Source organism: Micromonospora sp. WMMD1219 (assembly GCF_049315215.1).
Classification (GTDB): domain Bacteria; phylum Actinomycetota; class Actinomycetes; order Mycobacteriales; family Micromonosporaceae; genus Micromonospora; species Micromonospora tulbaghiae.
Map to the genome: position 1 here is coordinate 2,459,351 of NZ_CP186057.1, position 24,066 is coordinate 2,483,416.

A 24,066-nucleotide genomic window follows, 5' to 3' on the forward strand; every position below is an offset into this window, starting at 1 on the left:
TGTCGGCTTGCGCCGTTAAGCTGAGCCATGATCGAAGCGGGCAGCCGCATGCGCGGTCAAGCGCCTCCGCCGGCCGTCGTCTTCGAGGCGCTGACCGAGCCCGACCGTGATCCGGCACGCCCGTGGCTGCAGCTGCTCGATGACGAACAGCGGCCGCAGATCCTGCTCCGCGAACGCCCGAACCTGGTCGTCTGGTCATCGCTGTGGTCGAAGCGACCCGACGCCCAGGTGCGCTTCGACCTCGCGTCCGACGGGCATCAAGGCACCCTGCTTCGGTGGACGCTGCTGTTCGCTGAGCCTCTACCCGATCCCTCGCTGCTCGGGCATCTGCGTAAGCGGCTGAACGAGCTGATCAACGCGAATCTGCGGTACACCTTCGGCCAGTAGCCGCGCGACCGGTCCGCCGGGCCGCGTCCTCCGGCGGACGGGCCGGTAGATCGATACTGGGTCGTGGATCAGGATGAGGTTCGGGTGCTGGCGGCCGCCGAGTTCACCAGGCGGATGCGCGCCGGCAAGCTCCGAGGCGGGTTCCAGCTCGACGACTGGCAGATCTCCGAGCCGTACGAAGCGCAGGTGCGAGGACTCCGCGGAACCGAGCGCTTGCTGGTCGTCGACTTCGTCCCCCGTGGCGAGGCCCGAGCCCGGGGACACTTCAAGCTCAGCGTGGCGGTCGACCCGGACACCGGCGTGGCGGACATGCTCAGGTGACGTACGCCGAAGGGCCCTGGTGGCCACCTGGTGCACCCTGAGCTGTTCCGGCGTGAATGAGGGAATCATCCTCTGGCGTTCATGACAGGGGCAGGTATGGTGGTCAATGCCCGCGGGTCCGGTGGCAACCCACCGGACGGATCGGCCAGGTCGAGCCGGCCGGGCGACCCAGGGTTGGTGGTGTGGGGTTTCGCGTGACTTGATCCCCTTCGTGGGTGAAGGTGGGAATCCGCAATGGACGAAGCGGCTGACGTCCCTTCACCCCCATGACCTGGCTGCGTGTCGTGGGTAGCCGGGCCGAACGGCGGAACCTGACAGCTACTCGGGCTGGGCGGGCCCTCTCCGCTTTTCTGCCCCTCAGGCTTGTGGCACGATCGGGAAACCTTCACCATCCCTGTGGCAATCTCCCGACAGGAGCAATCATGTCTGGTCGAACGCTGGGCCGGCTGTTTGGCTCGCTCCTCGTGCTCGCCGCCATCGCAGGCGCCTTCGGCATCATCCCCGGCACTGGTAGCGCGCAACTCGCCGACATCGTCTGGACGATGGACGCCCCACGCTGAATCATCGAGCCGTCCGCCGCCCGGCGGACGGCGTCTCGGGTAGGAGGGGCATGGCAGGCCAGGGCCGACCTCGTAGGTCGACGGAACGTGCCTGGCTCGTCACTGCCCCTCTGGCTCTGCTGGCGGTGGTCTGCAGCACCTGCGTCGCGCTGGTTGCCGATCAACCGTTCGGCAAGTGGCCGCTCGCCTTCGTGTTCTTCGTCGTCATGGCGGGGATCAGCTTCGCGGTGCTGAACGTCTACGTCCGGCGTCAGTCGGTGGGCGTGACGCTCACCGAGGTGCCACTCATCGTGGCGCTCTACTTCCTGCCCCCGTTGAGTGTCGTCCTGATCTACACACTCTCGGTGCTGATCTGGAGCGCCTCGCATCGCTTCGGTGCGGCGAAGCTCTGGTTCAACGTCGCCAAGGCCGCCGCCGCCACGTCGTTGGCCGGCCTCGTACTCCTGGCACTGCCGCCGCTGCGCGGTGTCGGACCGGGGACGTGGGGTTCCCTCTTCCTCGCCGTCTGCGTGGTCACGCTGGTCAGCCTCGTGAGCGTGGTCGGTGTGCACGTGCTGCTCCAGGGTTGGCAGGCCGGGCGGGACGCGCTGCGCAGCATGCCGACGGCTCTGCTCACCGCCGCCATCAACGTGGCGATCGGCCTGCTCGTCCTGATCGCCCTGAAGACGACGTGGTGGTCGGCGTTGCTGCTCGCCGCCCTCTTCAGCGGCCTGGTCCTGGTCTACCGCTCCTACTCCCAGTTCTTCCGGCAGCACCGGACGCTGGCCGGGATGTACGAGCTCACCCGTCTTCTCGCCTCCGGCACCGAGCGGTCGCTCGCCGACATCCTGCTCGACCGGGTGCGCGCGCTGATGCAGGCCGAGTACGCGACGCTCTGGCTGCCCGCCCAGGGGCGGCATCCCGAGGTGCTGCTCACCGCCCGGGTGGACACGCCCGGCCTGCTGGACCTGGCGCCCACCCCGGCGAGCCTGCGCCAGCAGGTACACAAGAAGGGTCGTACCCTCTCGATCGGCCGCTGGCTCGGCGGAGATCCGGCGTTGCGGCAGGCCGCAGGGGAGGAGCGGGTCAAGGACGCCATCGTGGTGCCGCTGCGGTCCGGCCAGGCCGTGATCGGCACGCTGGAGGTGACCAACCGGCTCAGCGACATCGGCCACTTCGCCCCCGGCGACATCCCCGTCTTCGAGACGGTCGCCGCGCACGCCGCGGTGGCGCTGGAGAACTCCCGCCTGGTCGACCGGCTGCGGCACGACGCCGACCACGACGCGCTCACCGGGCTGCCGAACCGGCGGCGTCTCACCTCGTCGGTGGCGGAGGCGGTAAAGATCCGCGCCCCGGGCGAGGTGGTGGCGTTGCTGCTCTTCGACGTGGACCGGTTGCGCCAGGTGAACGAGTCGCTGGGCCACGCCGCCGGCGACAAGGTGCTCATGGAGGTGGCCGAGCGGCTGCGCTCCTGCGCGCCCTCCTCGGCGCTCGTCGGCCGGGCCGGTGGGGACGAGTTCCTGGTGACGCTCCGGCTGGAGAGCACCGAGGCGGCCCTGGAACTGGCGGCCCAGCTGCGGGAGCAGATCCGCGACGAGATGGTCTTCGACGCGCTCACCCTGGACGTGGACACGGTCGTCGGGGTGGCCGTCCACCCGGACCACGGCAGCGACGCGGTGGCGCTGCTGCAACGCGTCGACCTGGCGGCCACCGCGGCCAAGTCGGTACCGGGCAGCGTGCAGCTCTACAGCCCGGCGCTGGAGTCCCGGTCGCTGCGCCGGCTCGGTCTCGCCGGCGACCTGCAACGGGCGCTGGACGAGGGCGAGCTGGAGGTCTACTTCCAGCCCAAGGTCACGCTGCGGGACCGCCGCCTGGTGGGCGTGGAGTGCCTGGCCCGGTGGGAGCACCCGGCGCACGGCAGCGTCGCCCCGGACGACTTCGTGGCGGTGGCCGAGCACACCGGCCAGCTCGGCCGGCTCACCGAGTTCGTGCTCCGGGAGAGCCTGCGGCGCAGCCGCGACTGGAGCCACGGCGAACAGCCGCTGTCCGTCGCGGTCAACCTCGCCGCGCGTACGCTCACCGACCAGCACTTCCCGGCGCTCGTACGCGATCTGCTGGCCGAGTACGGCGTACCGCCGCAGCGGCTGACGCTGGAGGTCACCGAGGCGGGTGTCCTGGACGGCACCGAACGTCCCATACCGACCCTGCGCAGCCTGCGTGACCTCGGTGTCCGCCTCTCGGTCGACGACTTCGGCACCGGTAACTCGTCGCTGGCGCAACTGCGCCGTCTGCCGGTGCACGAGGTGAAGGTGGACCGGTCGTTCGTGCAGGGCATGGCCACCGATCCGGGCGACCTGGCGATCGTCAACGCGGTGGTGACGCTGTCCCAGCAGTTCGGCCTGGCGGTGGTCGCCGAGGGCGTGGAGAGCGAGCTGACGCTGGAGCTGCTCCAGGACATCGGCTGCGAGATCGGCCAGGGCTTCCTGTTCAGCCGCCCTCTGCCGTACGAGCGGCTGGAGGCCTGGTTCGGCGCCCAGGTCGACCCGGAGACGGTGGTCGCGGGGGAGCTGCCGCGCCTGCGAGTGGTGCCCTGACCAGGGCGGACACGCACCTGGGGGATCCGATTTCACCTGCGCGACGCGGTCGTGTACTGTTTCCTCTGCGCGACACCCCCCGGGGTGATCGAGCAGGCCCCCTTAGCTCAGTCGGCAGAGCGTCTCCATGGTAAGGAGAAGGTCTACGGTTCGATTCCGTAAGGGGGCTCAGAGGGTCCGGCTGGACCCGCCACGGCGGTGTAGCTCAGATGGCAGAGCAAGCGGCTCATAATCGCTGTGTCGCCGGTTCAAGTCCGGCCACCGCTACTCTCGTCCTCCGGGCCCAGCCCGGTGGCCGGTGGGACGGGCGCCACAGGCGCCCACTTTGCATGTCCGCGTCGTCAGCGCGTAGGCTGACGCGCTGTAGTTGTTCCGTGAGCGAGGAAGGCACTCCGCCGTGGCGAAGGCGACCGATGTTCGGCCGAAGATCACTTTGGCGTGTGTGGAGTGCAAGGAGCGCAACTACATCACGCGCAAGAACCGCCGTAACGACCCGGACCGCATCGAGCTGAAGAAGTTCTGCCCCCGGGACGGCAAGCACACCGTCCACCGCGAGACCCGCTGATCGCGGCCGGCGCAGCCGGCTCGCAGCAGCTTTCTCGAACGCCGATTCGCCCCTGACGGGTGGCCTCCGGGTCGCCCGACCGGGCGGATCGGCGTTCGTGTTTTCCGTGTAGGTTCGGCGGCATGTCCCTGGACCCGTCCTTCGTCGGCCGGACGTACCCGCCGACCGCCCCCTATCAGGTGGGCCGAGAAAAGATCCGTGAGTTCGCCGCCGCAGTCGGCGCGACCGACCCGGCCCACCACGATCCGGAGGCGGCCCGGTCGCTCGGCCACGCCGACGTGGTGGCCCCGCCGACCTTCCCGGTGGTCGTCACCATGGCGGCGAGCCGGCAGATCGTCGAGGACCCGGCGCTCGGCGTCGACTACAGCCGTGTGGTGCACGGCGACCAGCGGTTCGCGTACACCCGGCCGGTGGTGGCCGGGGACGAGCTGGTGTGCGTGAGCACCATCGAGGAGGTCACCAGCCGGGGCGGGCACGGCTTCCTGACCACCCGCACGGACGTGAGCACGGTGGACGGTGAGCCGGTGGTCGCCGTCTGGTCCAAGATCGTCGTACGCGGGGAGGCCTGAGGACATGGAGCTGCCCACCCAGACGTACCGGGTGACCCGCGCGGACCTCGTCCGCTACGCGGGCGCCTCGGGCGACTTCAACCCGATCCACTGGAGCGACCGCACCGCCACCGGCGTCGGGCTGCCGGGCGTCATCGCCCACGGCATGTTCACCATGGCCCTGGTCGGCCGGGCGGTGGCCGGCTGGGCCGGCGCGCCGGACGCGGTGGTCGACTTCGGCGTCCGGTTCACCCGCCCGGTGGTCGTCCCGGACACCGACGAGGGCACCGAGATCGAGGTGTCAGCGGTCGTCAAGGAGGTCACCGAAGAGGGCCTGACCAGGCTCGACATCACCGCCACCTGCCAGGGTGAGAAGGTGCTGTCGCAGGCTCGGGCGCTGATCCGCACGACGCGCTGAGGGTCCGCCCGACGCGCGAGGGGCAGACCGGTTGGGAAAGTCGCACGACTACCCGTACACTGGTCCGCCGTGGGGCAAGTGACCCCCGCTCGGCACAACGTGTCCGGGCGGAGGTGAGTTGCCGCACAGGGGTGTAGCTCAATTGGCAGAGCAGCGGTCTCCAAAACCGCAGGCTGCAGGTTCAAGTCCTGTCACCCCTGCGCCTCAGGCCTGACCGTTCCGTGGGTCGCGCCGCCCTCACCGGTGGCGTCCGGCCCGTGGTGGTGGCACCGGTGGGGTGGTTCCGAGGCGTTCGGGCCCTCCCGGCCGGTCCGCCGGCCGCGGCCCGTCGCGGGACGGTTGGTCCGGCCGGCGTGACCAACACGCCGCGCACGCCGCCCGGCGTGCGACCCCATATCCCGCACGGAGGGCGAAGTGGCCGAGAGCAAGCGCCGCGGCGAGGACGACGGCGACGAGCGTCTGAACGACGACGCGACCGTCGACGACGTGGCCGACGACGACGCCACCGACGCGGACGAGCCGGTCTCCCGGGGTGGCACCGCGACCCGTAAGCGGGCGCAGGCCGAGCCGGCCGAGGGCCGGAAGACCCGCAAGGACACCGAGCGGATCGGGCTGTTCGCCCGCATCGCGCGGTTCTTCCGCGAGGTCGTGGCCGAGCTGCGTAAGGTCATCTGGCCGACCCGCAAGGAGTTGCTGACCTACACGGCCGTGGTGGTCACCTTCGTCGCGGTGATGCTGGCGATCGTGGCCGGCCTGGACTACGGCTTCGCCAAGGCGGTGCTGTGGGTCTTCGGCGAGTCCAGCTGACCTGCGGACAGCGATACTGACGGAAGTGAGCGAGCGTGCCTGAGTACGACGAGACCGCCGGAACCCCGGACGAGCAGTCCACGGTGGCGACGGCGGCCAACAACGAGTCGGTCGAGGCCGCCAGCGAGCCGGAGTTCCCGACCACCGAGCCGGCCCCGGACGAGGACTTCGACCCGGTCGCCGAGCTGCGCCAGAAGCTGCGCTACGCGCCCGGCGACTGGTACGTGGTGCACTCGTACGCCGGCTACGAGAACAAGGTCAAGACCAACCTCGAGACCCGGATCACCTCCCTCGACATGGAGGACTTCATCTACCAGGTCGAGGTGCCGACCCGGGAAGAGGTCGAGGTCAAGAACGGCAAGCGGTCGCAGGTCCAGGCGAAGGTCTTCCCGGGCTACATCCTGGTCCGGATGGAGCTGACCGCCGAGTCCTACTCCTGCGTCCGGAACACCCCGGGGGTCACCGGCTTCGTCGGCGCGACCGACCGGGCCGACCGGCCGGCGCCGCTCAGCCTCGACGAGGTGCTCAAGTGGCTGGCACCGGCGGTCGAGACCGAGCAGAAGAAGGCCAAGCCCGAGGTCAAGGTCCTCGACTTCGAGGTCGGCGACTCCGTCACCGTCACCGACGGCGCGTTCGCGTCGCTGCCGGCGACGATCAGCGAGATCAACGCCGATCAGCAGAAGCTCAAGGTGCTGGTGTCGATCTTCGGCCGGGAGACCCCGGTCGAGCTGAACTTCAACCAGGTCGCCAAGATCTGACGTACGTCGGCACCGGCGGCCCGCCCCTTCCGGGGTGGCCGCCGGTGCGCCGTTTCGCCATCCGCCGACCTCGGCGCGGAGGGTGGCCGACGGCTGCGCTACCCTAGAACGTCGGCTGTCCGCACCGTGCTGACCGTGCGCGCCCGCGGACCGGCGAGAATCCCAGTTCCAAGCCCCAGGAAGAGACATGCCTCCGAAGAAGAAGCTCGTCAAGACGTTCACGCTTCAGCTGCCGGCGGGCCAGGCCACCCCGGCGCCGCCGGTCGGCCCCGCGCTCGGCCAGCACGGCGTGAACATCATGGAGTTCTGCAAGTCCTACAACGCGCAGACCGAGTCCCAGCGGGGCGACATCGTCCCCGCCGAGATCAGCGTCTACGAGGACCGCACGTTCACCTTCGTGCTGAAGACCCCGCCCGCCGCCCGGCTGCTGATCAAGGCCGCCGGCGTGCCGAAGGGCTCGGGCGTCCCGCACAAGGAGAAGGTCGGCTCGGTCACCCGCGCCCAGCTGCGTGAGATCGCCGAGAAGAAGATGGCGGACCTCAACGCCAACGACATCGACCAGGCCGAGAAGATCATCGCCGGCACCGCCCGGTCGATGGGCCTGACCGTCGCCGACTGACCTCGGTACCCGCTCCACCCGATCTGTTCGTGGGAGGGCCGCGAGTGACGCGCGCCCGCCAGAGACCACAGGAGTCACCAGAAATGCAGCGCAGCAAGAGCTACCGCAAGGCCGCGGACGTCATCGACCGGTCGAAGCTCTACACCCCGGTCGAGGCCGTCAAGCTGGCCAAGGAGACCACCAACGTCAAGTTCGACGCCACGGTCGAGGTCGCGATGCGCCTCGGCGTCGACCCCCGCAAGGCGGACCAGATGGTCCGCGGCACGGTCAACCTGCCGCACGGCACCGGTAAGACCGCCCGCGTGATCGTCTTCGCCGCCGGCGCGAAGGCCGAGGAGGCCGTCGCCGCGGGTGCGGACGAGGTGGGCACCGACGAGCTGGTCGCCCGTATCCAGGGCGGTTGGCTGGACTTCGACGCGGCGATCGCCACGCCCGACCAGATGGCCAAGATCGGCCGGATCGCGCGGATCCTGGGCCCGCGCGGTCTGATGCCGAACCCGAAGACCGGCACCGTGACCATGGACGTCACCAAGGCCGTCTCGGACATCAAGGGCGGTAAGATCACCTTCCGGGTGGACAAGCACTCCAACCTGCACCTGATCATCGGCAAGGCCTCCTTCTCGGAGAACCAGCTGGTGGACAACTACGCCGCGGTGCTGGACGAGGTGCTGCGGGCCAAGCCGTCCGCGGCCAAGGGCACGTACCTCAAGAAGGTCACCCTCACCACCACCATGGGCCCGGGCGTCCCGGTCGACCCGAAGGTCGTGAAGAACTTCCAGGAGGGCTCGGCCGAGGGCTGAGCACGCGTACTCCCGAACGGGGCCCCGCCACCACGTCGTGGCGGGGCCCCGTTCGTTCGTCCGGTGTGGCACGCTCGGGCGCATGCGGCTCGACGGCGTCTGGCTCCGCTACCAAAGGCAGGGCCCGTGGGTGCTGCGACAGGTCGACGTCACGATCGGTCCCGGTGAGGTCGCGGTCGTGCTCGGCCGCAACGGCGCCGGCAAGTCCACTCTGCTCCAGCTCGCCGCCGGGGTGCTGCGCCCGAGCCGGGGCCGGGTGGTCGACCGGCCGCCGGTCGTCGGCTGGGTGCCGGAGCGTTTCCCCGCCGACCAGCCGTTCACCGTCGGGGCCTACCTGTCCGCCATGGGCCGCGTCGCCGGCCTGCCCGGCCCCGCCGCCGACCGGGCGGTGCGCCACTGGGTGGAGCGGCTGGGCCTGACCCGCTTCCACGACGTCCGCCTGCCGCGGCTGTCCAAGGGCACCGCGCAGAAGGTCGGCCTGGCGCAGGCGCTGCTGCGCCCGCCCGGCCTGCTGGTGCTCGACGAGCCGTGGGAGGGGCTGGACGCCACCGCCCGCGAGTCGGTCCCCGAGATCATCGGCGAGGTGCTGGCCGGCGGCGGCACGGTGCTGGTCAGCGACCACCGGGGCGAGACGGTCCGGCTCCCCGGCGCCCGGCACCTGTCGGTCACCGACGGCACGGTGACCGAGGAGGCGTCGTCGGGCGGCGCGGCCGTCGCCGTGGTCGAGCTGGCGGTGCCGGCCGCCGGGCTGGCCGCCGCCGTCGCCCGCCTGCGCGCCGACGGCCACCAGATCCTTCGGGTACGCGAACACGCCGTCGCGCCCCCGGCCACGCACCCGGTGCCGGCCTCCGCCGGCCCGTCGGGCACCGGCGGGTCGGGCGGCGCGTCCGCCGCTGGTTCCCCGGACCAGGCCGGCGCCGGGGCCGGGGACTCCGGCCGACCCGGGCCGGCGCCGGAGGTGGCCCGGTGATCGCGCTGGTCCGCCTGCGGCTGACCGGCTTCCTGCGTACCGGACGGGCGCTGGCACCGGTGCTGGCCGGCCTGCTCGTCCTCGGCGTCCTCTACGGCGGTGGCCGGGCCCGGCCGGCGGAGGCCTACGGCGTCTCCGCCGTGGTGCTGTTCCCGGTGCTGGCCTGGCAGACCAAGATCCTGCTGGACGTGGAACCGGACGTGCAGCGCCGGATGGCCCGGGTGGTGGTCGGGCCGGCCCGGGAACGGGCGGCCGGGCTGCTCGCGGCGCTGGCGGCCGGGCTCGCCGTGGTGCTCGTCGCGCTGGCGCTGCCGTGGCCGCTCGGCGGGGTCACCGCGGCAGTCGGGCCGGGGGAGCGGCCGGTGCTGGTGGGGGTGGCGCTCGGGCTCTGGGCCCACCTGCTGGCCCTGCCCGCGGCGGTGGCGCTGGGCGCGCTGGCGAGCCGGGCCGTGACCCGCAGCGCCGGCTACGGGGTGGCGGTGCTGGTGACCGGCGCGGTCGGGGTCGTGGTGCTCGGGCTCTCCGGCTCGGTAGCGCCGTGGGTGGTCCCGCCGGTGATGGCGACCGCGCGGGCGCTCACCGGGCCGGTCGCGGCCGGGGCCGGTCTGCTGCTCACCGGCTGGGCGGTGGTCTGGACGGCGGTGGCGCTGACCGGCTACGCCTGGGCGCGGCGCAGCCGGGCGTGAACCCGGGTGACCGGGAGCACAACCGGCGATTTGGTGCTGCGGCGCACGTCGCGTAACCTGGTGCGGTAGTTCCACCCAGAGACCGCTGGTCACCGTGCTCCGGCACGGTCGAAGGTCCCGCGACGACGGGCGACCCGCGCAGGGCGGTAAGCGAAACTCGGTGTCACGCATGGTCCGCCGACTGTGCCCGTGTCCCGGCCCTCGCCCCGTGCGCCCTGCGCCGGGGCTTTTTCGTTGTCGTGATGCCTCCGCCGCCGTCGTCGAGCCTCGGCTCGCCGCCGGCGTACCAGCTCCGAGTAACGAGAGAGGAGGGACATGGCGGACAAGCCGATCCGGGCCGACAAGGCCACGGCCGTCGCCGAGCTGACCGAGAGCTTCCGCAACGCGGGAGCGACCGTGCTGACCGAGTACCGCGGGCTCACGGTTTCGCAGCTCACCCAGCTGCGGCGCTCGCTCGGCAAGGAGACCAGCTACACGGTCGCGAAGAACACGCTGGCGAAGCGTGCCGCGACCGATGCGGGCATCTCCGGCCTCGACGAGCTGTTCTCCGGTCCTACCGCGCTGACTTTCGTTTCGGGCGACGTCGTCGAGGCGGCGAAGGGGCTTCGCGACTTCGCGAAGGCCAACCCGAAGCTCGTCATCAAGGGCGGTGTCTTCGAGGGCAAGGCCATTTCCGCGGCCGAGGTCACGAAGCTCGCCGACCTGGAGTCCCGCGAGGTGCTGCTGGCCAAGCTGGCCGGCGCGATGAAGGGCAACCTGAGCAAGGCCGCGGCCCTGTTCCAGGCGCCGCTCTCCAAGGCCGCCCGCGCGGCGGCCGCCCTGGCGGACAAGAAGCGCGAGCAGGAGGGCGCCGAGGCGGCCTGAGGCCCTCCCGGCGCACCACGTTCTTAGTTTTCATTGCGAGAAAGGACGCCAGACATGGCGAAGCTCAGCACCGACGAGCTGCTCGACGCGTTCAAGGAGATGACGCTGATCGAGCTCTCTGAGTTCGTGAAGCAGTTCGAGGAGACCTTCGAGGTCACCGCCGCCGCTCCGGTCGCCGTCGCCGGCCCGGCCGGCCCGGGTGCCCCGGCCGCCGAGGCCGAGCCGGAGAAGGACGAGTTCGACGTCGTCCTCGACGCCGACGGTGGCAAGAAGATCCAGGTCATCAAGGTCGTGCGTGAGCTGACCGGCCTGGGCCTCAAGGAGGCCAAGGACCTGGTCGAGGCCGCGCCGAAGGCCGTCCTGGAGAAGGTCAACAAGGAGACCGCCGAGAAGGCCAAGGCCAAGCTCGAGGGTGAGGGCGCCAAGGTCACCATGAAGTGACCTTGCTCCACCTGACGCGCGTCCGGCTCACGTGAGCCGGGGCACACCGCGTCGCGGCGGGCGGTGATCCGGGGGACCGGGTCGCCGCCCGCCGTGTTGGTGCCACCCGCCGGCGGACGGCGTGAGCAGGGCGTACAGCGTCCTCTCATCGGCCGGTCAGCGACGTCTGTCGGTAGCCCGTCGGTGGGAAAGACACCCCGAGCGGTAACCGGGCCTTGACGCGGCACGGGCCTGCCAGGCACGCTGAACATCAGCAAGACCTTCCGCGCTTGCAACGGCCGCCTCTCGGGTAAAGGCAACGGCAGCACCACCGCCGCGGCACCCGAGCGGACCGGCAGGAGCGTCGCGTTCCGAGCGGCCCGGTCGACCCGGTTTTCCGAGGTCCCAGGGCTTGTTCCGCGACGACCTGCGGGGTGGGCTGGACAGCGGTTAGCCTCTCGGCTACACTGCTAGTTTGCGCTGCCTTCCGACTTGACCCCTGCTCGGAAATGTCCGATTGTGGATATTTCTGGTGGGGTCATTGGAGTGCACGCGTACCAGCCGTTCTGCAGCACCGGTCCTCGGAAGGACGCATCTTGGCAGCTTCCCGCCCTGCGAAGACCAGTCGTACGTCGAGCGCATTCGCGCCCCGCCGAGTTTCTTTCGGTCGGATCACCGAACACCTCGAGGTCCCCAACCTCCTCGCCATTCAGAACGAGTCCTTCGATTGGCTCGTCGGCAACGAGGCTTGGCAGGGCCGGTCGGCGGACGACCCGCACGCACGCTCGGGTCTCGCGGAGATCCTCGACGAGATCAGTCCCATTGAGGACTTCTCCGGCACCATGTCGCTCTCCTTCTCGGCTCCGCGCTTCGACGAGGTCAAGGCCTCGATCGAGGAGTGCAAGGAGAAGGACCTGACCTACTGCGCGCCGCTGTTCGTGACCGCGGAGTTCACCAACAACACCACTGGCGAGATCAAGAGCCAGACGGTGTTCATGGGTGACTTCCCGATGATGACGCCGAAGGGCACCTTCATCATCAACGGCACCGAGCGCGTCGTGGTCAGCCAGCTCGTCCGCTCGCCGGGCGTGTACTTCGACAAGCAGCCGGACAAGACCTCCGACCGCGACCTCTCCAGCGTCAAGGTCATCCCGAGCCGGGGTGCCTGGCTGGAGTTCGACATCGACAAGCGCGACACGGTCGGCGTTCGCATCGACCGCAAGCGCCGCCAGGCCGTCACCGTCCTGCTCAAGGCCATCGGGTGGTCCGCCGAGCGCATCCGTGAGAAGTTCGGCTGGTCCGAGCTCATGATGACCACGCTCGAGAAGGACCACATCGCCGGCCAGGACGAGGCCCTGCTCGACATCTACCGGAAGCTCCGCCCTGGCGAGCCGCCGACCCGTGAGAACGCCCAGACCCTGCTCGACAACCTCTTCTTCAACCCGAAGCGGTACGACGTCGCCAAGGTCGGGCGCTACAAGTTCAACAAGAAGCTCGAGCTGGACGTGCCGATCACCACCGGCACGCTCACCGAGGACGACATCGTCGCGACCGTGGAGTACCTCTGCCGGCTGCACGCCGGTGAGGAGGGCTACGAGGCCGACGACATCGACCACTTCGGCAACCGTCGCCTGCGTACCGTGGGCGAGCTGATCCAGAACCAGGTCCGGGTGGGTCTCTCCCGGATGGAGCGGGTCGTCCGCGAGCGGATGACCACCCAGGACGTCGAGGCGATCACGCCGCAGACCCTGATCAACATCCGCCCGGTGGTGGCGGCGATCAAGGAGTTCTTCGGTACGTCGCAGCTGTCCCAGTTCATGGACCAGACCAACCCGCTGGCGGGTCTGACCCACCGGCGCCGGCTGAGCGCGCTCGGCCCGGGTGGTCTTTCCCGCGAGCGGGCCGGCTTCGAGGTCCGGGACGTGCACCCGTCCCACTACGGCCGGATGTGCCCGATCGAGACGCCGGAAGGCCCGAACATCGGCCTGATCGGCGCGCTGTCCACGTTCGCCCGGGTCAACCCGTTCGGCTTCATCGAGACGCCGTACCGGAAGGTCATCGACGGCCGGGTCACCGACCAGATCGACTACCTGACCGCGGACGAGGAGGACCGGTTCGTCAAGGCGCAGGCCAACGCCCCGCTGAAGTCGGACGGCACCTTCGCCGAGGACCGCGTCCTGGTCCGCCGTAAGGGCGGCGAGACCGAGGACGTCGCGCCGGGCGCGGTGGACTACATGGACGTGTCGCCGCGGCAGATGACCTCGGTCGCCACCGCGATGATCCCGTTCCTGGAGCACGACGACGCGAACCGCGCGCTCATGGGCGCGAACATGCAGCGTCAGGCGGTGCCGCTGGTCAAGGCCGAGGCCCCGCTGGTCGGTACGGGCATGGAGTACCGCGCGGCCGTGGACGCCGGCGACGTGGTCGTGGCCGAGGTCGGCGGTGTGGTCGAGGACCTCTGCGCGGACTACATCACGGTCCACCAGGACGACGGTCACCGCCGGACGTACCTGCTGCACAAGTTCCGCCGCTCCAACGCCGGCTCCTGCGTCAACCAGAAGCCGGTCGTCTTCGAGGGCGACCGCGTCGAGGCCGGCCAGGTCATCGCCGACGGTCCGTGCACCGACGAGGGCGAGATGGCGCTCGGACGCAACCTGCTGGTGGCGTTCATGTGCTGGGAGGGCCACAACTACGAGGACGCGATCATCCTGTCGCAGCGCCTCGTGCAGCAGGACGTGCTCACCTCGATCCACATCGAGGAGCACGAGGTCGACGCCCGGGACACCAAGCTGGGCCCGGAGGAGATCACCCGCGACATCCCGAACGTCAGCGAGGAGATGCTCGCCGACCTCGACGAGCGCGGCATCATCCGGATCGGCGCCGAGGTCGTCCCCGGCGACATCCTGGTCGGGAAGGTCACGCCGAAGGGCGAGACCGAGCTGACCCCCGAGGAGCGGCTGCTCCGCGCGATCTTCGGTGAGAAGGCGCGCGAGGTCCGTGACACCTCGCTGAAGGTGCCGCACGGCGAGACCGGCACGGTCATCGGTGTGCGTACCTTCTCCCGCGAGGACGGCGACGAGCTGCCCCCGGGCGTCAACGAGCTGGTGCGGGTCTACGTGGCCCAGAAGCGCAAGATCCAGGACGGTGACAAGCTCGCGGGCCGCCACGGCAACAAGGGCGTCATCTCCAAGATCCTGCCGATCGAGGACATGCCGTTCCTGGAGGACGGCACCCCGGTCGACATCGTGCTGAACCCGCTCGGTGTGCCGTCCCGGATGAACATCGGCCAGGTCCTGGAGACCCACCTCGGGTGGGTGGCCAAGACCGGCTGGAGCGTGGACGGCGACGACGAGGAGTGGAAGCGTCAGCTCCGCTCGATCGAGGCGCACGAGTCCGAGCCGGACACCAACGTGGCCACTCCGGTCTTCGACGGTGCCCGCGAGGAGGAGATCTCCGGTCTGCTGGCGTCGACCCTGCCCAACCGGGACGGCAAGCAGCTGATCGGCCGCACGGGTAAGGCGCAGCTGTTCGACGGTCGCTCCGGCGAGCCGCTGCCGGACCCGATCGCGGTCGGCTACGTCTACATCCTGAAGCTCAACCACCTGGTCGACGACAAGATCCACGCCCGGTCGACCGGCCCGTACTCGATGATCACGCAGCAGCCGCTGGGTGGTAAGGCGCAGTTCGGTGGCCAGCGCTTCGGTGAGATGGAGTGCTGGGCCATGCAGGCGTACGGCGCCGCCTACGCCCTGCAGGAGCTGCTGACCATCAAGTCCGACGACGTCCTGGGCCGGGTCAAGGTCTACGAGGCGATCGTCAAGGGCGAGAACATCCCCGAGCCGGGCATCCCGGAGTCGTTCAAGGTGCTGCTCAAGGAGCTGCAGTCGCTGTGCCTCAACGTCGAGGTGCTCTCCAGCGACGGTGTGGCCCTGGAGATGCGCGAGACCGACGACGAGGTGTTCCGGGCGGCGGAGGAGCTGGGCATCGACCTGTCCCGGCGCGAGCCGAGCTCGGTCGAAGAGGTCTGAGGTGGTGATCCGGGGCAGGGTCACCCTGCCCCGGATCCCACTCGTTAGCTAGCAGTACAGACGACGACATAGGGGACATAGTGCTCGACGTCAACTTCTTCGACGAGCTGCGCATCGGCCTCGCCACCGCTGACGACATCCGTCAGTGGTCCCACGGCGAGGTCAAGAAGCCCGAGACCATCAACTACCGCACCCTCAAGCCGGAGAAGGACGGGCTCTTCTGCGAGAAGATCTTCGGTCCGCAGCGGGACTGGGAGTGCTACTGCGGTAAGTACAAGCGGGTCCGCTTCAAGGGCATCATCTGCGAGCGCTGCGGCGTCGAGGTGACCCGCTCCAAGGTTCGCCGGGAGCGGATGGGTCACATCGAGCTGGCCGCTCCGGTGACCCACATCTGGTACTTCAAGGGCGTGCCGAGCCGGCTGGGCTACCTGCTGGACCTCGCCCCGAAGGACCTCGAAAAGATCATCTACTTCGCCTCGTACGTCGTGACGAGCGTGGACGCCGAAGCGCGTCACCGCGACCTCTCGACCATCGAGAACGAGATCCTGGCCGAGAAGCGGCAGGCCGAGAACAGCCGCGACTCGGAGATCGAGAAGCGGGCCGCCAAGCTGGAGGCCGACCTGGCCGAGCTGGAGGCCGAGGGCGCGAAGGCGGACGTCCGGCGCAAGGTCAAGGAGGGCGGAGAGCGCGAGATGCGCCAGATCCGCGACCGGGCCCAGCGCGAGATCGACCGCCTCGACGAGGTCCTCGACACCTTCCGCAAGCTGGAGCCGAAGCAGCTGGTCACCGACGAGCTGCTCTACCGCGAGCTGCGCGACCGCTTCGGTGAGTACTTCACCGGCAGCATGGGCGCCGAGGCGATCAAGGCCCTGGTCCAGAACATGGACCTGGAGGCCGAGGCGGAGAACCTCCGCGAGACCATCCGCTCCGGCAAGGGTCAGCGGAAGATCCGGGCGCTCAAGCGGCTCAAGGTCGTCGCGGCGTTCCAGAACACCCGCAACTCGCCGCTCGGCATGGTGCTGGACTGCGTCCCGGTCATCCCGCCGGACCTGCGCCCGATGGTGCAGCTCGACGGTGGCCGCTTCGCGACCTCGGACCTGAACGACCTGTACCGGCGTGTGATCAACCGGAACAACCGCCTCAAGCGGCTGATCGACCTCGGCGCGCCCGAGATCATCGTCAACAACGAGAAGCGGATGCTCCAGGAGGCCGTCGACGCGCTGTTCGACAACGGCCGTCGCGGTCGTCCGGTCACCGGCCCGGGTAACCGGCCGCTGAAGTCGCTGTCCGACATGCTCAAGGGCAAGCAGGGCCGGTTCCGTCAGAACCTGCTCGGCAAGCGCGTCGACTACTCCGGCCGTTCGGTCATCGTGGTCGGCCCGAAGCTCAAGCTGCACCAGTGCGGCCTGCCCAAGCAGATGGCGCTGGAGCTGTTCAAGCCGTTCGTGATGAAGCGGCTGGTCGACCTCAACCACGCGCAGAACATCAAGTCCGCCAAGCGGATGGTCGAGCGGCAGCGGCCGGTCGTGTGGGACGTGCTGGAAGAGGTCATCGGCGAGCACCCGGTTCTGCTGAACCGCGCGCCGACCCTGCACCGTCTGGGCATCCAGGCCTTCGAGCCGCAGCTGGTCGAGGGCAAGGCCATCCAGATCCACCCGCTGGTCTGCACCGCGTTCAACGCCGACTTCGACGGTGACCAGATGGCGGTCCACGTGCCGCTGTCCGCCGAGGCCCAGGCCGAGGCGCGGATCCTGATGCTGTCGTCGAACAACATCCTCAAGCCGGCCGACGGCAAGCCGGTCACCATGCCGACCCAGGACATGGTCATCGGTCTGTACCACCTCACCCACCTCACTCCGGGGGGCAAGGGCGAGGGCCGGGCGTTCAGCTCGGACGCCGAGGCGCGGATGGCGTACGACAACGGTGAGCTGCACCTGCAGGCACCGGTCCGGATCCGGCTGCGCGACGTCGTCGGTGTGGACAACGGCGCCGGCGCCGAGCCCTGGACCCCCGCCGAGGGGTGGACCGAGGGCGAGCCGGTGACGGTGGAGACCACGCTGGGCCGGGTCCTGTTCAACGAGACGCTGCCCCCGGGCTACCGCTTCGTGAACTACGAGATCCGCAAGGGCCAGCTCTCCGCGATCGTCAACGACCTCGCCGAGCGCTTCCCGAAGGTGGCCCTGGCGGCCACCCTGGACGGGCTCAAGGAGGCCGGTTTCCACTGGGCCACCTGGTCCGGCGTCACCATCGGCATGGAGGACGTCATCGCTCCGCCGCGCAAGCGGGAGATCCTGGAGCGGTACGAGAAGGAAGCCGACCGGATCGACAAGCAGTACCAGCGTGGTCTGATGACCGCCGAGGAGCGCCGCGGCGAGCTCATCGAGATCTGGACCAAGGCGACCAACGAGGTCGCCAAGGAGATGGACACCGCGCTGCCGCAGGAGAACCCGCTGTGGAAGATGATCAACTCGGGTGCCCGCGGTAACCTGCTCCAGCTCCGGCAGATCGCGGCGATCCGTGGTCTGGTGGCCAACCCGAAGGGCGAGATCATCCCGCGGCCGATCAAGGCCTCGTACCGGGAGGGTCTGTCCGTGCTGGAGTACTTCATCTCCACGCACGGTGCCCGTAAGGGTCTCGCGGACACCGCCCTGCGTACCGCCGACTCGGGTTACCTGACCCGGCGTCTGGTGGACGTCTCGCAGGACGTCATCATCCGTGAGGAGGACTGCGGCACCGACCGTGCCATCCCGATGCAGATCGGGGAGCGGATCGACGGCAAGCTGGTCGTGCACGAGCACGCCGAGACCAGCGTGCACGCCCGGACGCTCGCCGACGACATCAAGGGTCCGGACGGCACCGTGGTGGCCCACCGCGGCCAGGACATCAACTCGATCCTGGTGGACGCGATCGTCGCCGCCGGGACCGAGACGGTGCGGGTGCGCAGCGTGCTCACCTGCGAGTCGAAGCTGGGCGTCTGCGGTGCGTGCTACGGCCGCTCGCTGCCGACCGGCAAGACCGTGGACGTCGGCGAGGCGGTCGGCATCATCGCCGCCCAGTCGATCGGTGAGCCGGGTACGCAGCTGACGATGCGTACCTTCCACACCGGTGGTGTCGCGGGTGAGGACATCACCCAGGGTCTGCCCCGTGTCCAGGAGATCTTCGAGGCCCGGGTGCCGAAGGGTAAGGCGCCCATCGCCGACACCCCCGGTCGCATCCGGATCGAGGACGGCGAGCGGTCCCGCAAGATCGTGGTCATCCCGGACGACGGCAGCGACGAGATCGTCTACGACAAGATCTCGAAGCGGGTCCGGCTCCGGGCGCACGACGGCGACCACGTCGAGGTCGGCGAGAAGCTCACCGAGGGCACCATCGACCCGCACGAGCTGCTGCGCATCCTCGGCCCGCGCGCGGTCCAGGTCCACCTGACCCAGGAGGTCCAGGAGGTCTACCGCTCGCAGGGTGTGCTCATCCACGACAAGCACATCGAGATCATCATCCGCCAGATGCTCAAGCGGGTGACGGTCATCGACTCCGGCTCGACCGAGTTCCTGCCGGGTGTGCTGGTCGACCGGGCGCTGTTCGAGTCGGAGAACCGCCGGCTCGTCGGCGAGGGTGGCGAGCCCGCCGCCGGTCGCCCGGTGCTGATGGGTATCACCAAGGCCTCGCTGGCCACTGACTCCTGGCTGTCGGCGGCCTCCTTCCAGGAGACCACCCGGGTGCTGACGGACGCGGCGATCCACGCCCGCAGCGACTCGCTGATCGGCCTCAAGGAGAACGTGATCATCGGTAAGCTCATCCCGGCCGGTACGGGCATCAGCAAGTACCGCAACGTCCGGGTCGAGCCGACCGAGGAGGCGAAGGCCAAGGTCTACTCGATGACCGGCTACCCGGAGACCGACTACGGCTTCGGGCCGGCCAGCGGCCAGGCGGTTCCGCTGGACGACTTCGACTTCGGGTCGTACCGCTAAGCAGTAGGAACGACGAGGCCCCCGGCATCCGCCGGGGGCCTCGTCGCGTCCGGAGTGCCGGGACCGGGTCCTTCCGTCGGGATGGACGGCCGGGTCGGGGCATGATGGAGGGCATGACGACCGTGCCCGGGCAGGCGCCCGTCGTGCCGCAGGCGTACCGCCATCCGCACGATCCGGAGCCGGTCCGCTCCACCAAGGCCCGCGCCGTCTTCGCGCTCGGGCTGATCGGCGCGCTCACCGGTCTGTTCCTCGGCGGCGCGGTGCCGGCCACGATCGCGCTCATGCTGGCCCGGCAGGCGCGCCGGGAGGCGTACGCCTCGGGTGGTTATCTCACCGGCGCGGACTGGCTGCGGCGCGGCGAGCAGATGGCGCGGACCGGGCTGGTGCTGACCGCCGCCGCCGTGGTCGCGGCGGTGGTGATCGGTGTGGTCCGTGCCGCGGACGCCTCGTTCGGCCACGACTTCGCGCCGAACTTCGACTGACCCGGTGGGGGAGCGGGCCCGCGCCCGCCCACCCGGGGGTGATCGGCGACGGTAGCCTGGCCGGTGTCCGTCGCGCGGCGGGCGCGTGTGGACAGGAGGACCCCGTGACGGAACCGGCTCCGCCGGGAGGCGACCCGACCCGCCCCGGGCCGTACCCGCCGGGTCCCGCGTCCGCGCCGGCGCACCAGGCGGGGCCGTACGTGTCGTACCCGGGGAATCCGCCGGCGCACGGCGGCGGGTGGCCGGTGCCGGCGAGCGCGCCCGGCCACGGCGGCTGGGGTCCGCACGCCGGTCCGGCGTTCCCGCCGCCGCCGGCCGAGGCGCCGCGGCCGCCGAAGCGGGTCGACGCGGTGCCGGGTACGCCGTTCGGTGTGGTCCACCTCGACGTGCCGCCGGTGACCTCGGGCCTGGCCATCGGGTCGCTCGTCGCCGGCATCGCCGCGATCCTGGTGTCGCTGCTGGTGTTGTGCGTGGGTCTCGCCGGCCGGAACGTCGGCGGAGCCTGGGCGGCCGGCGCGTTCACCGTGCTGGGCGCGCTGATCGGTGCCGGCGCGGTGGTGGCCGGGCTGCTCGCCCGGCGGCAGATCCGGCGGCCGGCGCCGCCGCCCGCGGTCCGGTTCACCGGCGGCCGCCTGGCCGTCGCGGGCATCTCCTGCGGCGCGGTGGGGGTGCTGTTCGGCCTGATCGGGCTCGCTCTGGCCCTGGTGGTGCAGATCACCTGAGGCCCTCGCCGCGCCGCCTGCGGCCGCTGACCTGGGTTGAGCGGTATGTCCGGGTGTCCGAAGGCCGGGCGGTGTCGGGGCCGCCGGGTCGCGCGGCGGACGAGCCGGTACACTTGTCACTGTAGGTGCCCATCGTTGGCGCATCGGCGACCCGGAGACGGGCGGCGGACCGCGGAGCGGTCCTTCCCGACCCATCCGTTTTGACCGGCGCGGCTGTGGTAGGTACTCTTTCCCCTTGTGCCCGGGCCCGCCCGGGCAATGCGTGCGTGCGCTGGAACCGGTCAGCCGGTGATCGCGCGGTCGCACCACCAAGACCAGAACATCCGGTACGACGCGTCAGCGGCCGGCATCGGAACCGTGACTCGGGCGACACGCCCGACCGCGGGTGCTGGGGTGCCGTCAGGCGGCCCTGGTTGGAATGTAAGAGAGCCGCCCATCCGGACGGCTGGAGCAGACGGCGCGGTCGCCTCGCAGCGGCCGAAGGGAGCGGAGAAACCCGGTGCCCACCATTCAGCAGTTGGTCCGAAAGGGCCGTCAGGCCAAGACGACCAAGACCAAGACCCCGGCGCTCAAGGGGTCTCCCCAGCGGCGCGGCGTGTGCACCCGCGTGTACACCACCACCCCGAAGAAGCCGAACTCGGCGCTGCGCAAGGTCGCTCGTGTCAAGCTCAGCAGCCAGATCGAGGTGACCGCCTACATCCCGGGCGTCGGCCACAACCTCCAGGAGCACTCGATCGTGCTCGTGCGCGGCGGTCGTGTGAAGGACCTCCCCGGCGTGCGGTACAAGATCGTGCGCGGTTCGCTGGACACCCAGGGTGTCCGCAACCGCAAGCAGGCTCGCAGCCGCTACGGCGCGAAGAAGGAGAAGAGCTGACATGCCGCGTAAGGGACCCGCTCCGCGGAAGCCGCTGGTCGCTGACCCGGTGTACAACTCGCCCCTGGTCACCCAGCTGGTGAACAAGATCCTGCTGCGCGGCAAGCGTCAGCTCGCCGAGCGCATCGTGTACGCCGCCCTGGAGGGCTGCCGCGAGAAGTCCGGCACCGACCCCGTCGTCACGCTCAAGCGCGCGATGGACAACGTCAAGCCGACCCTCGAGGTGCGCAGCCGCCGTGTCGGTGGCGCCACCTACCAGGTTCCGGTCGAGGTCCGGCCGTCCCGTGCGACCACGCTCGGTCTGCGCTGGCTGGTGACCTACTCCCGGGCCCGGCGTGAGAAGACCATGGTCGAGCGGCTGATGAACGAGCTGCTGGACGCGAGCAACGGCCTCGGCGCCGCCGTCAAGCGGCGTGAGGACACGCACAAGATGGCCGAGTCCAACAAGGCCTTCGCGCACTACCGCTGGTAACACCTGAGGTTCCGGCGCCCACCGGCGCCGGAACCGCCACCAGTTGTGTCGAGACGACGATAAGTAGGGATTGAAGTGGCCGCCGCAGACGCGCTCGCCAACGTACGCAACATCGGCATCATGGCCCACATCGATGCCGGTAAGACCACTACCACCGAGCGAATCCTGTTCTACACCGGCATCACGTACAAGATCGGTGAGGTCCACGAGGGCGCCGCCGTCATGGACTGGATGGAGCAGGAGCAGGAGCGCGGTATCACCATCACTTCCGCCGCCACCAAGTGCGAGTGGAAGGGCCACACGATCCAGATCATCGACACGCCCGGCCACGTCGACTTCACGGTCGAGGTCGAGCGGTCGCTGCGTGTTCTGGACGGTGCGGTCGCGGTCTACGACGGCGTGGCCGGCGTGGAGCCCCAGACGGAGAACGTCTGGCGGCAGGCGGACAAGTACAACGTCCCCCGGATGTGCTTCGTCAACAAGCTCGACCGGACCGGCGCCGACTTCTTCCGCTGCGTGCAGATGATGATCGACCGGCTCAACGCCACCCCGCTGGTCCTCCAGATCCCGATCGGCGCCGAGTCCGACTTCATCGGCGTGGTCGACCTGGTCGAGATGCGTGCGCTGACCTGGCGCGGCGAGACCCAGAAGGGTGAGGACTACGCGGTCGAGGAGATCCCGGCCGACCTCGCCGACTCGGCCGCCGAGTGGCGCGAGAAGCTGATGGAGACCCTCGCCGACGTCGACGACTCGGTGATGGAGAAGTACCTCGAGGGCGAGGAGATCTCGGTCGACGAGATCAAGGCCGCCATCCGCCGGTCCACCATCGCCGGCAAGGCCAACCCGGTCCTCACCGGTACCGCCTTCAAGAACAAGGGCATCCAGCCGATGCTGGACGCGGTCGTCGCGTACCTGCCCTCGCCGCTGGACATCCCGGCGATCGAGGGTACGGCCACCGACGGCGAGACCCCGCTGCAGCGGAAGCCCTCGGTCTCCGAGCCGTTCTCCGGCCTGGCCTTCAAGATCCAGACCGACAAGCACCTCGGCAAGCTGACGTACGTCCGGATCTACTCCGGCACGCTCGAGTCCGGTTCTCAGGTGATCAACTCCACCAAGGACCGCAAGGAGCGGATCGGCAAGATCTACCAGATGCACGCCAACAAGCGGGAGGAGCGCAGCTCCGCCCAGGCCGGCGACATCATCGCGGTGCAGGGTCTGAAGCAGACCACCACCGGTGACACGCTGTGCGACCCGGCGAACCCGGTCATCCTGGAGTCGATGACCTTCCCGGAGCCGGTCATCGAGGTGGCCATCGAGCCGAAGACCAAGGCCGACCAGGAGAAGCTCAGCACCGCCATCCAGCGGCTGGCCGAGGAGGACCCGACCTTCCGCGTCAAGCTGGACGACCAGACCGGTCAGACGGTCATCTCCGGCATGGGCGAGCTGCACCTGGACATCCTGGTCGACCGGATGCGCCGCGAGTTCAACGTCGAGGCGAACATCGGTAAGCCGCAGGTGGCGTACCGCGAGACCATCCGCCGCAAGGTGGAGAAGGTCGAGTACACCCACAAGAAGCAGACCGGTGGTTCCGGCCAGTACGCCCGCGTGATCATCAGCGTGGAGCCGCTGCCGCTGGGCAACGACGCCCCGACGTACGAGTTCGCCAACGCCGTGACCGGTGGCCGTATCCCCCGGGAGTTCATCCCCTCGGTGGACGCGGGCGCGCAGGACGCCATGCAGTACGGCATCCTCGCCGGCTTCCCCCTGGTGGGCGTCAAGCTCACCCTGGTGGACGGCCAGTACCACGAGGTCGACTCGTCGGAAATGGCGTTCAAGATCGCCGGCTCGATGGCGATGAAGGAGGCGGCCCGCAAGGCCGACCCCGCTCTCCTCGAGCCGATGATGGCCGTTGAGGTCACCACTCCTGAGGAGAACATGGGTGACGTCATCGGCGACCTCAACTCCCGGCGTGGCATCATCCAGGCGATGGAGGAGCGCAGCGGCGCCCGCGTCGTCCGGGCCCTGGTGCCGCTGTCGGAGATGTTCGGCTACGTCGGCGACCTGCGGTCGAAGACCCAGGGCCGGGCTAGCTACAGCATGCAGTTCGACTCCTACGCCGAGGTTCCGAACTCGGTGGCCAAGGAGATCATCGCCAAGGCGACGGGTGAGTGACACTCACCCTCGGCTGACCCGATGACGCGAGGGCGGTCGCGGGAGGGTTCTC

22 protein-coding genes and 3 tRNA genes are annotated in these 24,066 nt (G+C 69.7%); all 25 read left to right on the forward strand.

The window, feature by feature from the left end; all coding sequences use genetic code 11:
• The first annotated feature begins 27 nt into the window (after positions 1 to 27).
• The 25 genes from ACN27C_RS11785 to fusA all read left to right on the forward strand — a co-directional run bounded on the left by ACN27C_RS11785 (position 28) and on the right by fusA (position 24,014).
• Positions 28 to 387, forward strand: coding sequence for a hypothetical protein (locus ACN27C_RS11785; RefSeq protein ID WP_357896522.1), 360 nt, complete (start codon positions 28 to 30; stop codon positions 385 to 387).
• Positions 388 to 450: 63 nt separating this feature from the next.
• Positions 451 to 708 (forward strand): hypothetical protein, encoded by a 258-nt coding sequence (locus ACN27C_RS11790; protein ID WP_422751162.1) that lies wholly within the window; start codon positions 451 to 453, stop codon positions 706 to 708.
• Between the two features lie 422 nt (positions 709 to 1,130).
• Complete coding sequence (locus ACN27C_RS11795; RefSeq protein WP_162959301.1) at positions 1,131 to 1,268, forward strand: hypothetical protein; 138 nt, start codon at positions 1,131 to 1,133, stop codon at positions 1,266 to 1,268.
• Between the two features lie 50 nt (positions 1,269 to 1,318).
• Positions 1,319 to 3,841 carry a putative bifunctional diguanylate cyclase/phosphodiesterase gene (locus tag ACN27C_RS11800; protein ID WP_422751163.1) on the forward strand — a complete coding sequence of 841 codons (2,523 nt, stop codon included), beginning with the start codon at positions 1,319 to 1,321 and terminating at the stop codon, positions 3,839 to 3,841.
• Between the two features lie 96 nt (positions 3,842 to 3,937).
• Positions 3,938 to 4,010: transfer RNA gene (locus ACN27C_RS11805), tRNA-Thr, on the forward strand.
• 25 nt (positions 4,011 to 4,035) lie between these two features.
• Positions 4,036 to 4,108, forward strand: a tRNA-Met gene (locus ACN27C_RS11810).
• A gap of 130 nt (positions 4,109 to 4,238) precedes the next feature.
• Entirely contained in the window at positions 4,239 to 4,406 is a 168-nt protein-coding gene (rpmG, locus tag ACN27C_RS11815) for a 50S ribosomal protein L33 (protein ID WP_013288652.1), read from the forward strand.
• A 122-nt stretch (positions 4,407 to 4,528) separates the two neighbouring features.
• Positions 4,529 to 4,975 (forward strand): MaoC family dehydratase N-terminal domain-containing protein, encoded by a 447-nt coding sequence (locus ACN27C_RS11820; RefSeq protein ID WP_120573077.1) that lies wholly within the window; start codon positions 4,529 to 4,531, stop codon positions 4,973 to 4,975.
• Between the two features lie 4 nt (positions 4,976 to 4,979).
• The gene (locus tag ACN27C_RS11825) at positions 4,980 to 5,372 is read left to right on the forward strand and encodes a MaoC family dehydratase (protein ID WP_030269317.1); all 393 of its coding nucleotides are present in this window, start codon (positions 4,980 to 4,982) and stop codon (positions 5,370 to 5,372) included.
• A gap of 127 nt (positions 5,373 to 5,499) precedes the next feature.
• Positions 5,500 to 5,572: transfer RNA gene (locus ACN27C_RS11830), tRNA-Trp, on the forward strand.
• Between the two features lie 214 nt (positions 5,573 to 5,786).
• On the forward strand, positions 5,787 to 6,179 hold the full coding sequence (gene secE / locus ACN27C_RS11835) for a preprotein translocase subunit SecE (protein WP_120573078.1): 393 nt from the start codon (positions 5,787 to 5,789) through the stop codon (positions 6,177 to 6,179).
• Positions 6,180 to 6,214: 35 nt separating this feature from the next.
• Positions 6,215 to 6,937, forward strand: a complete 723-nt coding sequence (gene nusG / locus ACN27C_RS11840; RefSeq protein ID WP_073828961.1) for a transcription termination/antitermination protein NusG — start codon at positions 6,215 to 6,217, stop codon at positions 6,935 to 6,937.
• 187 nt (positions 6,938 to 7,124) lie between these two features.
• A complete protein-coding gene (gene rplK, locus ACN27C_RS11845; protein ID WP_018784542.1) occupies positions 7,125 to 7,556 on the forward strand; it encodes a 50S ribosomal protein L11 in 432 nt (143 codons plus the stop codon).
• Between the two features lie 83 nt (positions 7,557 to 7,639).
• Positions 7,640 to 8,356, forward strand: a complete 717-nt coding sequence (gene rplA, locus ACN27C_RS11850) for a 50S ribosomal protein L1 (protein WP_013288646.1) — start codon at positions 7,640 to 7,642, stop codon at positions 8,354 to 8,356.
• A gap of 82 nt (positions 8,357 to 8,438) precedes the next feature.
• Positions 8,439 to 9,326, forward strand: coding sequence for an ATP-binding cassette domain-containing protein (locus ACN27C_RS11855; protein WP_422751164.1), 888 nt, complete (start codon positions 8,439 to 8,441; stop codon positions 9,324 to 9,326).
• Entirely contained in the window at positions 9,323 to 10,012 is a 690-nt protein-coding gene (locus ACN27C_RS11860) for a hypothetical protein (protein WP_422751165.1), read from the forward strand. Before ACN27C_RS11855 ends, ACN27C_RS11860 begins: the two co-directional genes overlap by 4 nt.
• A 315-nt stretch (positions 10,013 to 10,327) precedes the next feature.
• Positions 10,328 to 10,876: a 50S ribosomal protein L10 gene (gene rplJ / locus ACN27C_RS11865; protein WP_120573081.1), complete on the forward strand. Its 549-nt coding sequence runs from the start codon at positions 10,328 to 10,330 to the stop codon at positions 10,874 to 10,876.
• Positions 10,877 to 10,930: 54 nt separating this feature from the next.
• Positions 10,931 to 11,317 (forward strand): 50S ribosomal protein L7/L12, encoded by a 387-nt coding sequence (gene rplL, locus ACN27C_RS11870; protein WP_120573082.1) that lies wholly within the window; start codon positions 10,931 to 10,933, stop codon positions 11,315 to 11,317.
• Between the two features lie 575 nt (positions 11,318 to 11,892).
• The gene (locus ACN27C_RS11875) at positions 11,893 to 15,324 is read left to right on the forward strand and encodes a DNA-directed RNA polymerase subunit beta (RefSeq protein ID WP_120573083.1); all 3,432 of its coding nucleotides are present in this window, start codon (positions 11,893 to 11,895) and stop codon (positions 15,322 to 15,324) included.
• Between the two features lie 80 nt (positions 15,325 to 15,404).
• The gene (locus ACN27C_RS11880) at positions 15,405 to 19,292 is read left to right on the forward strand and encodes a DNA-directed RNA polymerase subunit beta' (protein WP_120573084.1); all 3,888 of its coding nucleotides are present in this window, start codon (positions 15,405 to 15,407) and stop codon (positions 19,290 to 19,292) included.
• Positions 19,293 to 19,405: 113 nt separating this feature from the next.
• Positions 19,406 to 19,774 (forward strand): hypothetical protein, encoded by a 369-nt coding sequence (locus ACN27C_RS11885; RefSeq protein WP_199733312.1) that lies wholly within the window; start codon positions 19,406 to 19,408, stop codon positions 19,772 to 19,774.
• Positions 19,775 to 20,124: 350 nt separating this feature from the next.
• The gene (locus tag ACN27C_RS11890) at positions 20,125 to 20,496 is read left to right on the forward strand and encodes a hypothetical protein (RefSeq protein WP_199733314.1); all 372 of its coding nucleotides are present in this window, start codon (positions 20,125 to 20,127) and stop codon (positions 20,494 to 20,496) included.
• 499 nt (positions 20,497 to 20,995) lie between these two features.
• The gene (rpsL, locus tag ACN27C_RS11895; protein WP_007465318.1) at positions 20,996 to 21,370 is read left to right on the forward strand and encodes a 30S ribosomal protein S12; all 375 of its coding nucleotides are present in this window, start codon (positions 20,996 to 20,998) and stop codon (positions 21,368 to 21,370) included.
• Position 21,371: 1 nt separating this feature from the next.
• Complete coding sequence (rpsG, locus tag ACN27C_RS11900; RefSeq protein WP_013288637.1) at positions 21,372 to 21,842, forward strand: 30S ribosomal protein S7; 471 nt, start codon at positions 21,372 to 21,374, stop codon at positions 21,840 to 21,842.
• A 75-nt stretch (positions 21,843 to 21,917) separates the two neighbouring features.
• Positions 21,918 to 24,014: an elongation factor G gene (fusA, locus tag ACN27C_RS11905; protein ID WP_013288636.1), complete on the forward strand. Its 2,097-nt coding sequence runs from the start codon at positions 21,918 to 21,920 to the stop codon at positions 24,012 to 24,014.
• Positions 24,015 to 24,066 lie beyond the last annotated feature (52 nt).

What these genes read in the sequence shown, in the direction of transcription:
- ACN27C_RS11785 (WP_357896522.1), top strand. Translation starts at nt 28, where the DNA reads ATGATCGAAGCGGGCAGCCGCATGCGCGGTCAAGCGCCTCCGCCGGCC.
- ACN27C_RS11795 (WP_162959301.1), top strand. Translation starts at nt 1,131, where the DNA reads ATGTCTGGTCGAACGCTGGGCCGGCTGTTTGGCTCGCTCCTCGTGCTC.
- ACN27C_RS11800 (WP_422751163.1), top strand. Translation starts at nt 1,319, where the DNA reads ATGGCAGGCCAGGGCCGACCTCGTAGGTCGACGGAACGTGCCTGGCTC.
- ACN27C_RS11820 (WP_120573077.1), top strand. Translation starts at nt 4,529, where the DNA reads ATGTCCCTGGACCCGTCCTTCGTCGGCCGGACGTACCCGCCGACCGCC.
- ACN27C_RS11825 (WP_030269317.1), top strand. Translation starts at nt 4,980, where the DNA reads ATGGAGCTGCCCACCCAGACGTACCGGGTGACCCGCGCGGACCTCGTC.
- rplK (WP_018784542.1), top strand. Translation starts at nt 7,125, where the DNA reads ATGCCTCCGAAGAAGAAGCTCGTCAAGACGTTCACGCTTCAGCTGCCG.
- rplA (WP_013288646.1), top strand. Translation starts at nt 7,640, where the DNA reads ATGCAGCGCAGCAAGAGCTACCGCAAGGCCGCGGACGTCATCGACCGG.
- ACN27C_RS11855 (WP_422751164.1), top strand. Translation starts at nt 8,439, where the DNA reads ATGCGGCTCGACGGCGTCTGGCTCCGCTACCAAAGGCAGGGCCCGTGG.
- rplJ (WP_120573081.1), top strand. Translation starts at nt 10,328, where the DNA reads ATGGCGGACAAGCCGATCCGGGCCGACAAGGCCACGGCCGTCGCCGAG.
- rplL (WP_120573082.1), top strand. Translation starts at nt 10,931, where the DNA reads ATGGCGAAGCTCAGCACCGACGAGCTGCTCGACGCGTTCAAGGAGATG.
- ACN27C_RS11885 (WP_199733312.1), top strand. Translation starts at nt 19,406, where the DNA reads ATGACGACCGTGCCCGGGCAGGCGCCCGTCGTGCCGCAGGCGTACCGC.
- rpsG (WP_013288637.1), top strand. Translation starts at nt 21,372, where the DNA reads ATGCCGCGTAAGGGACCCGCTCCGCGGAAGCCGCTGGTCGCTGACCCG.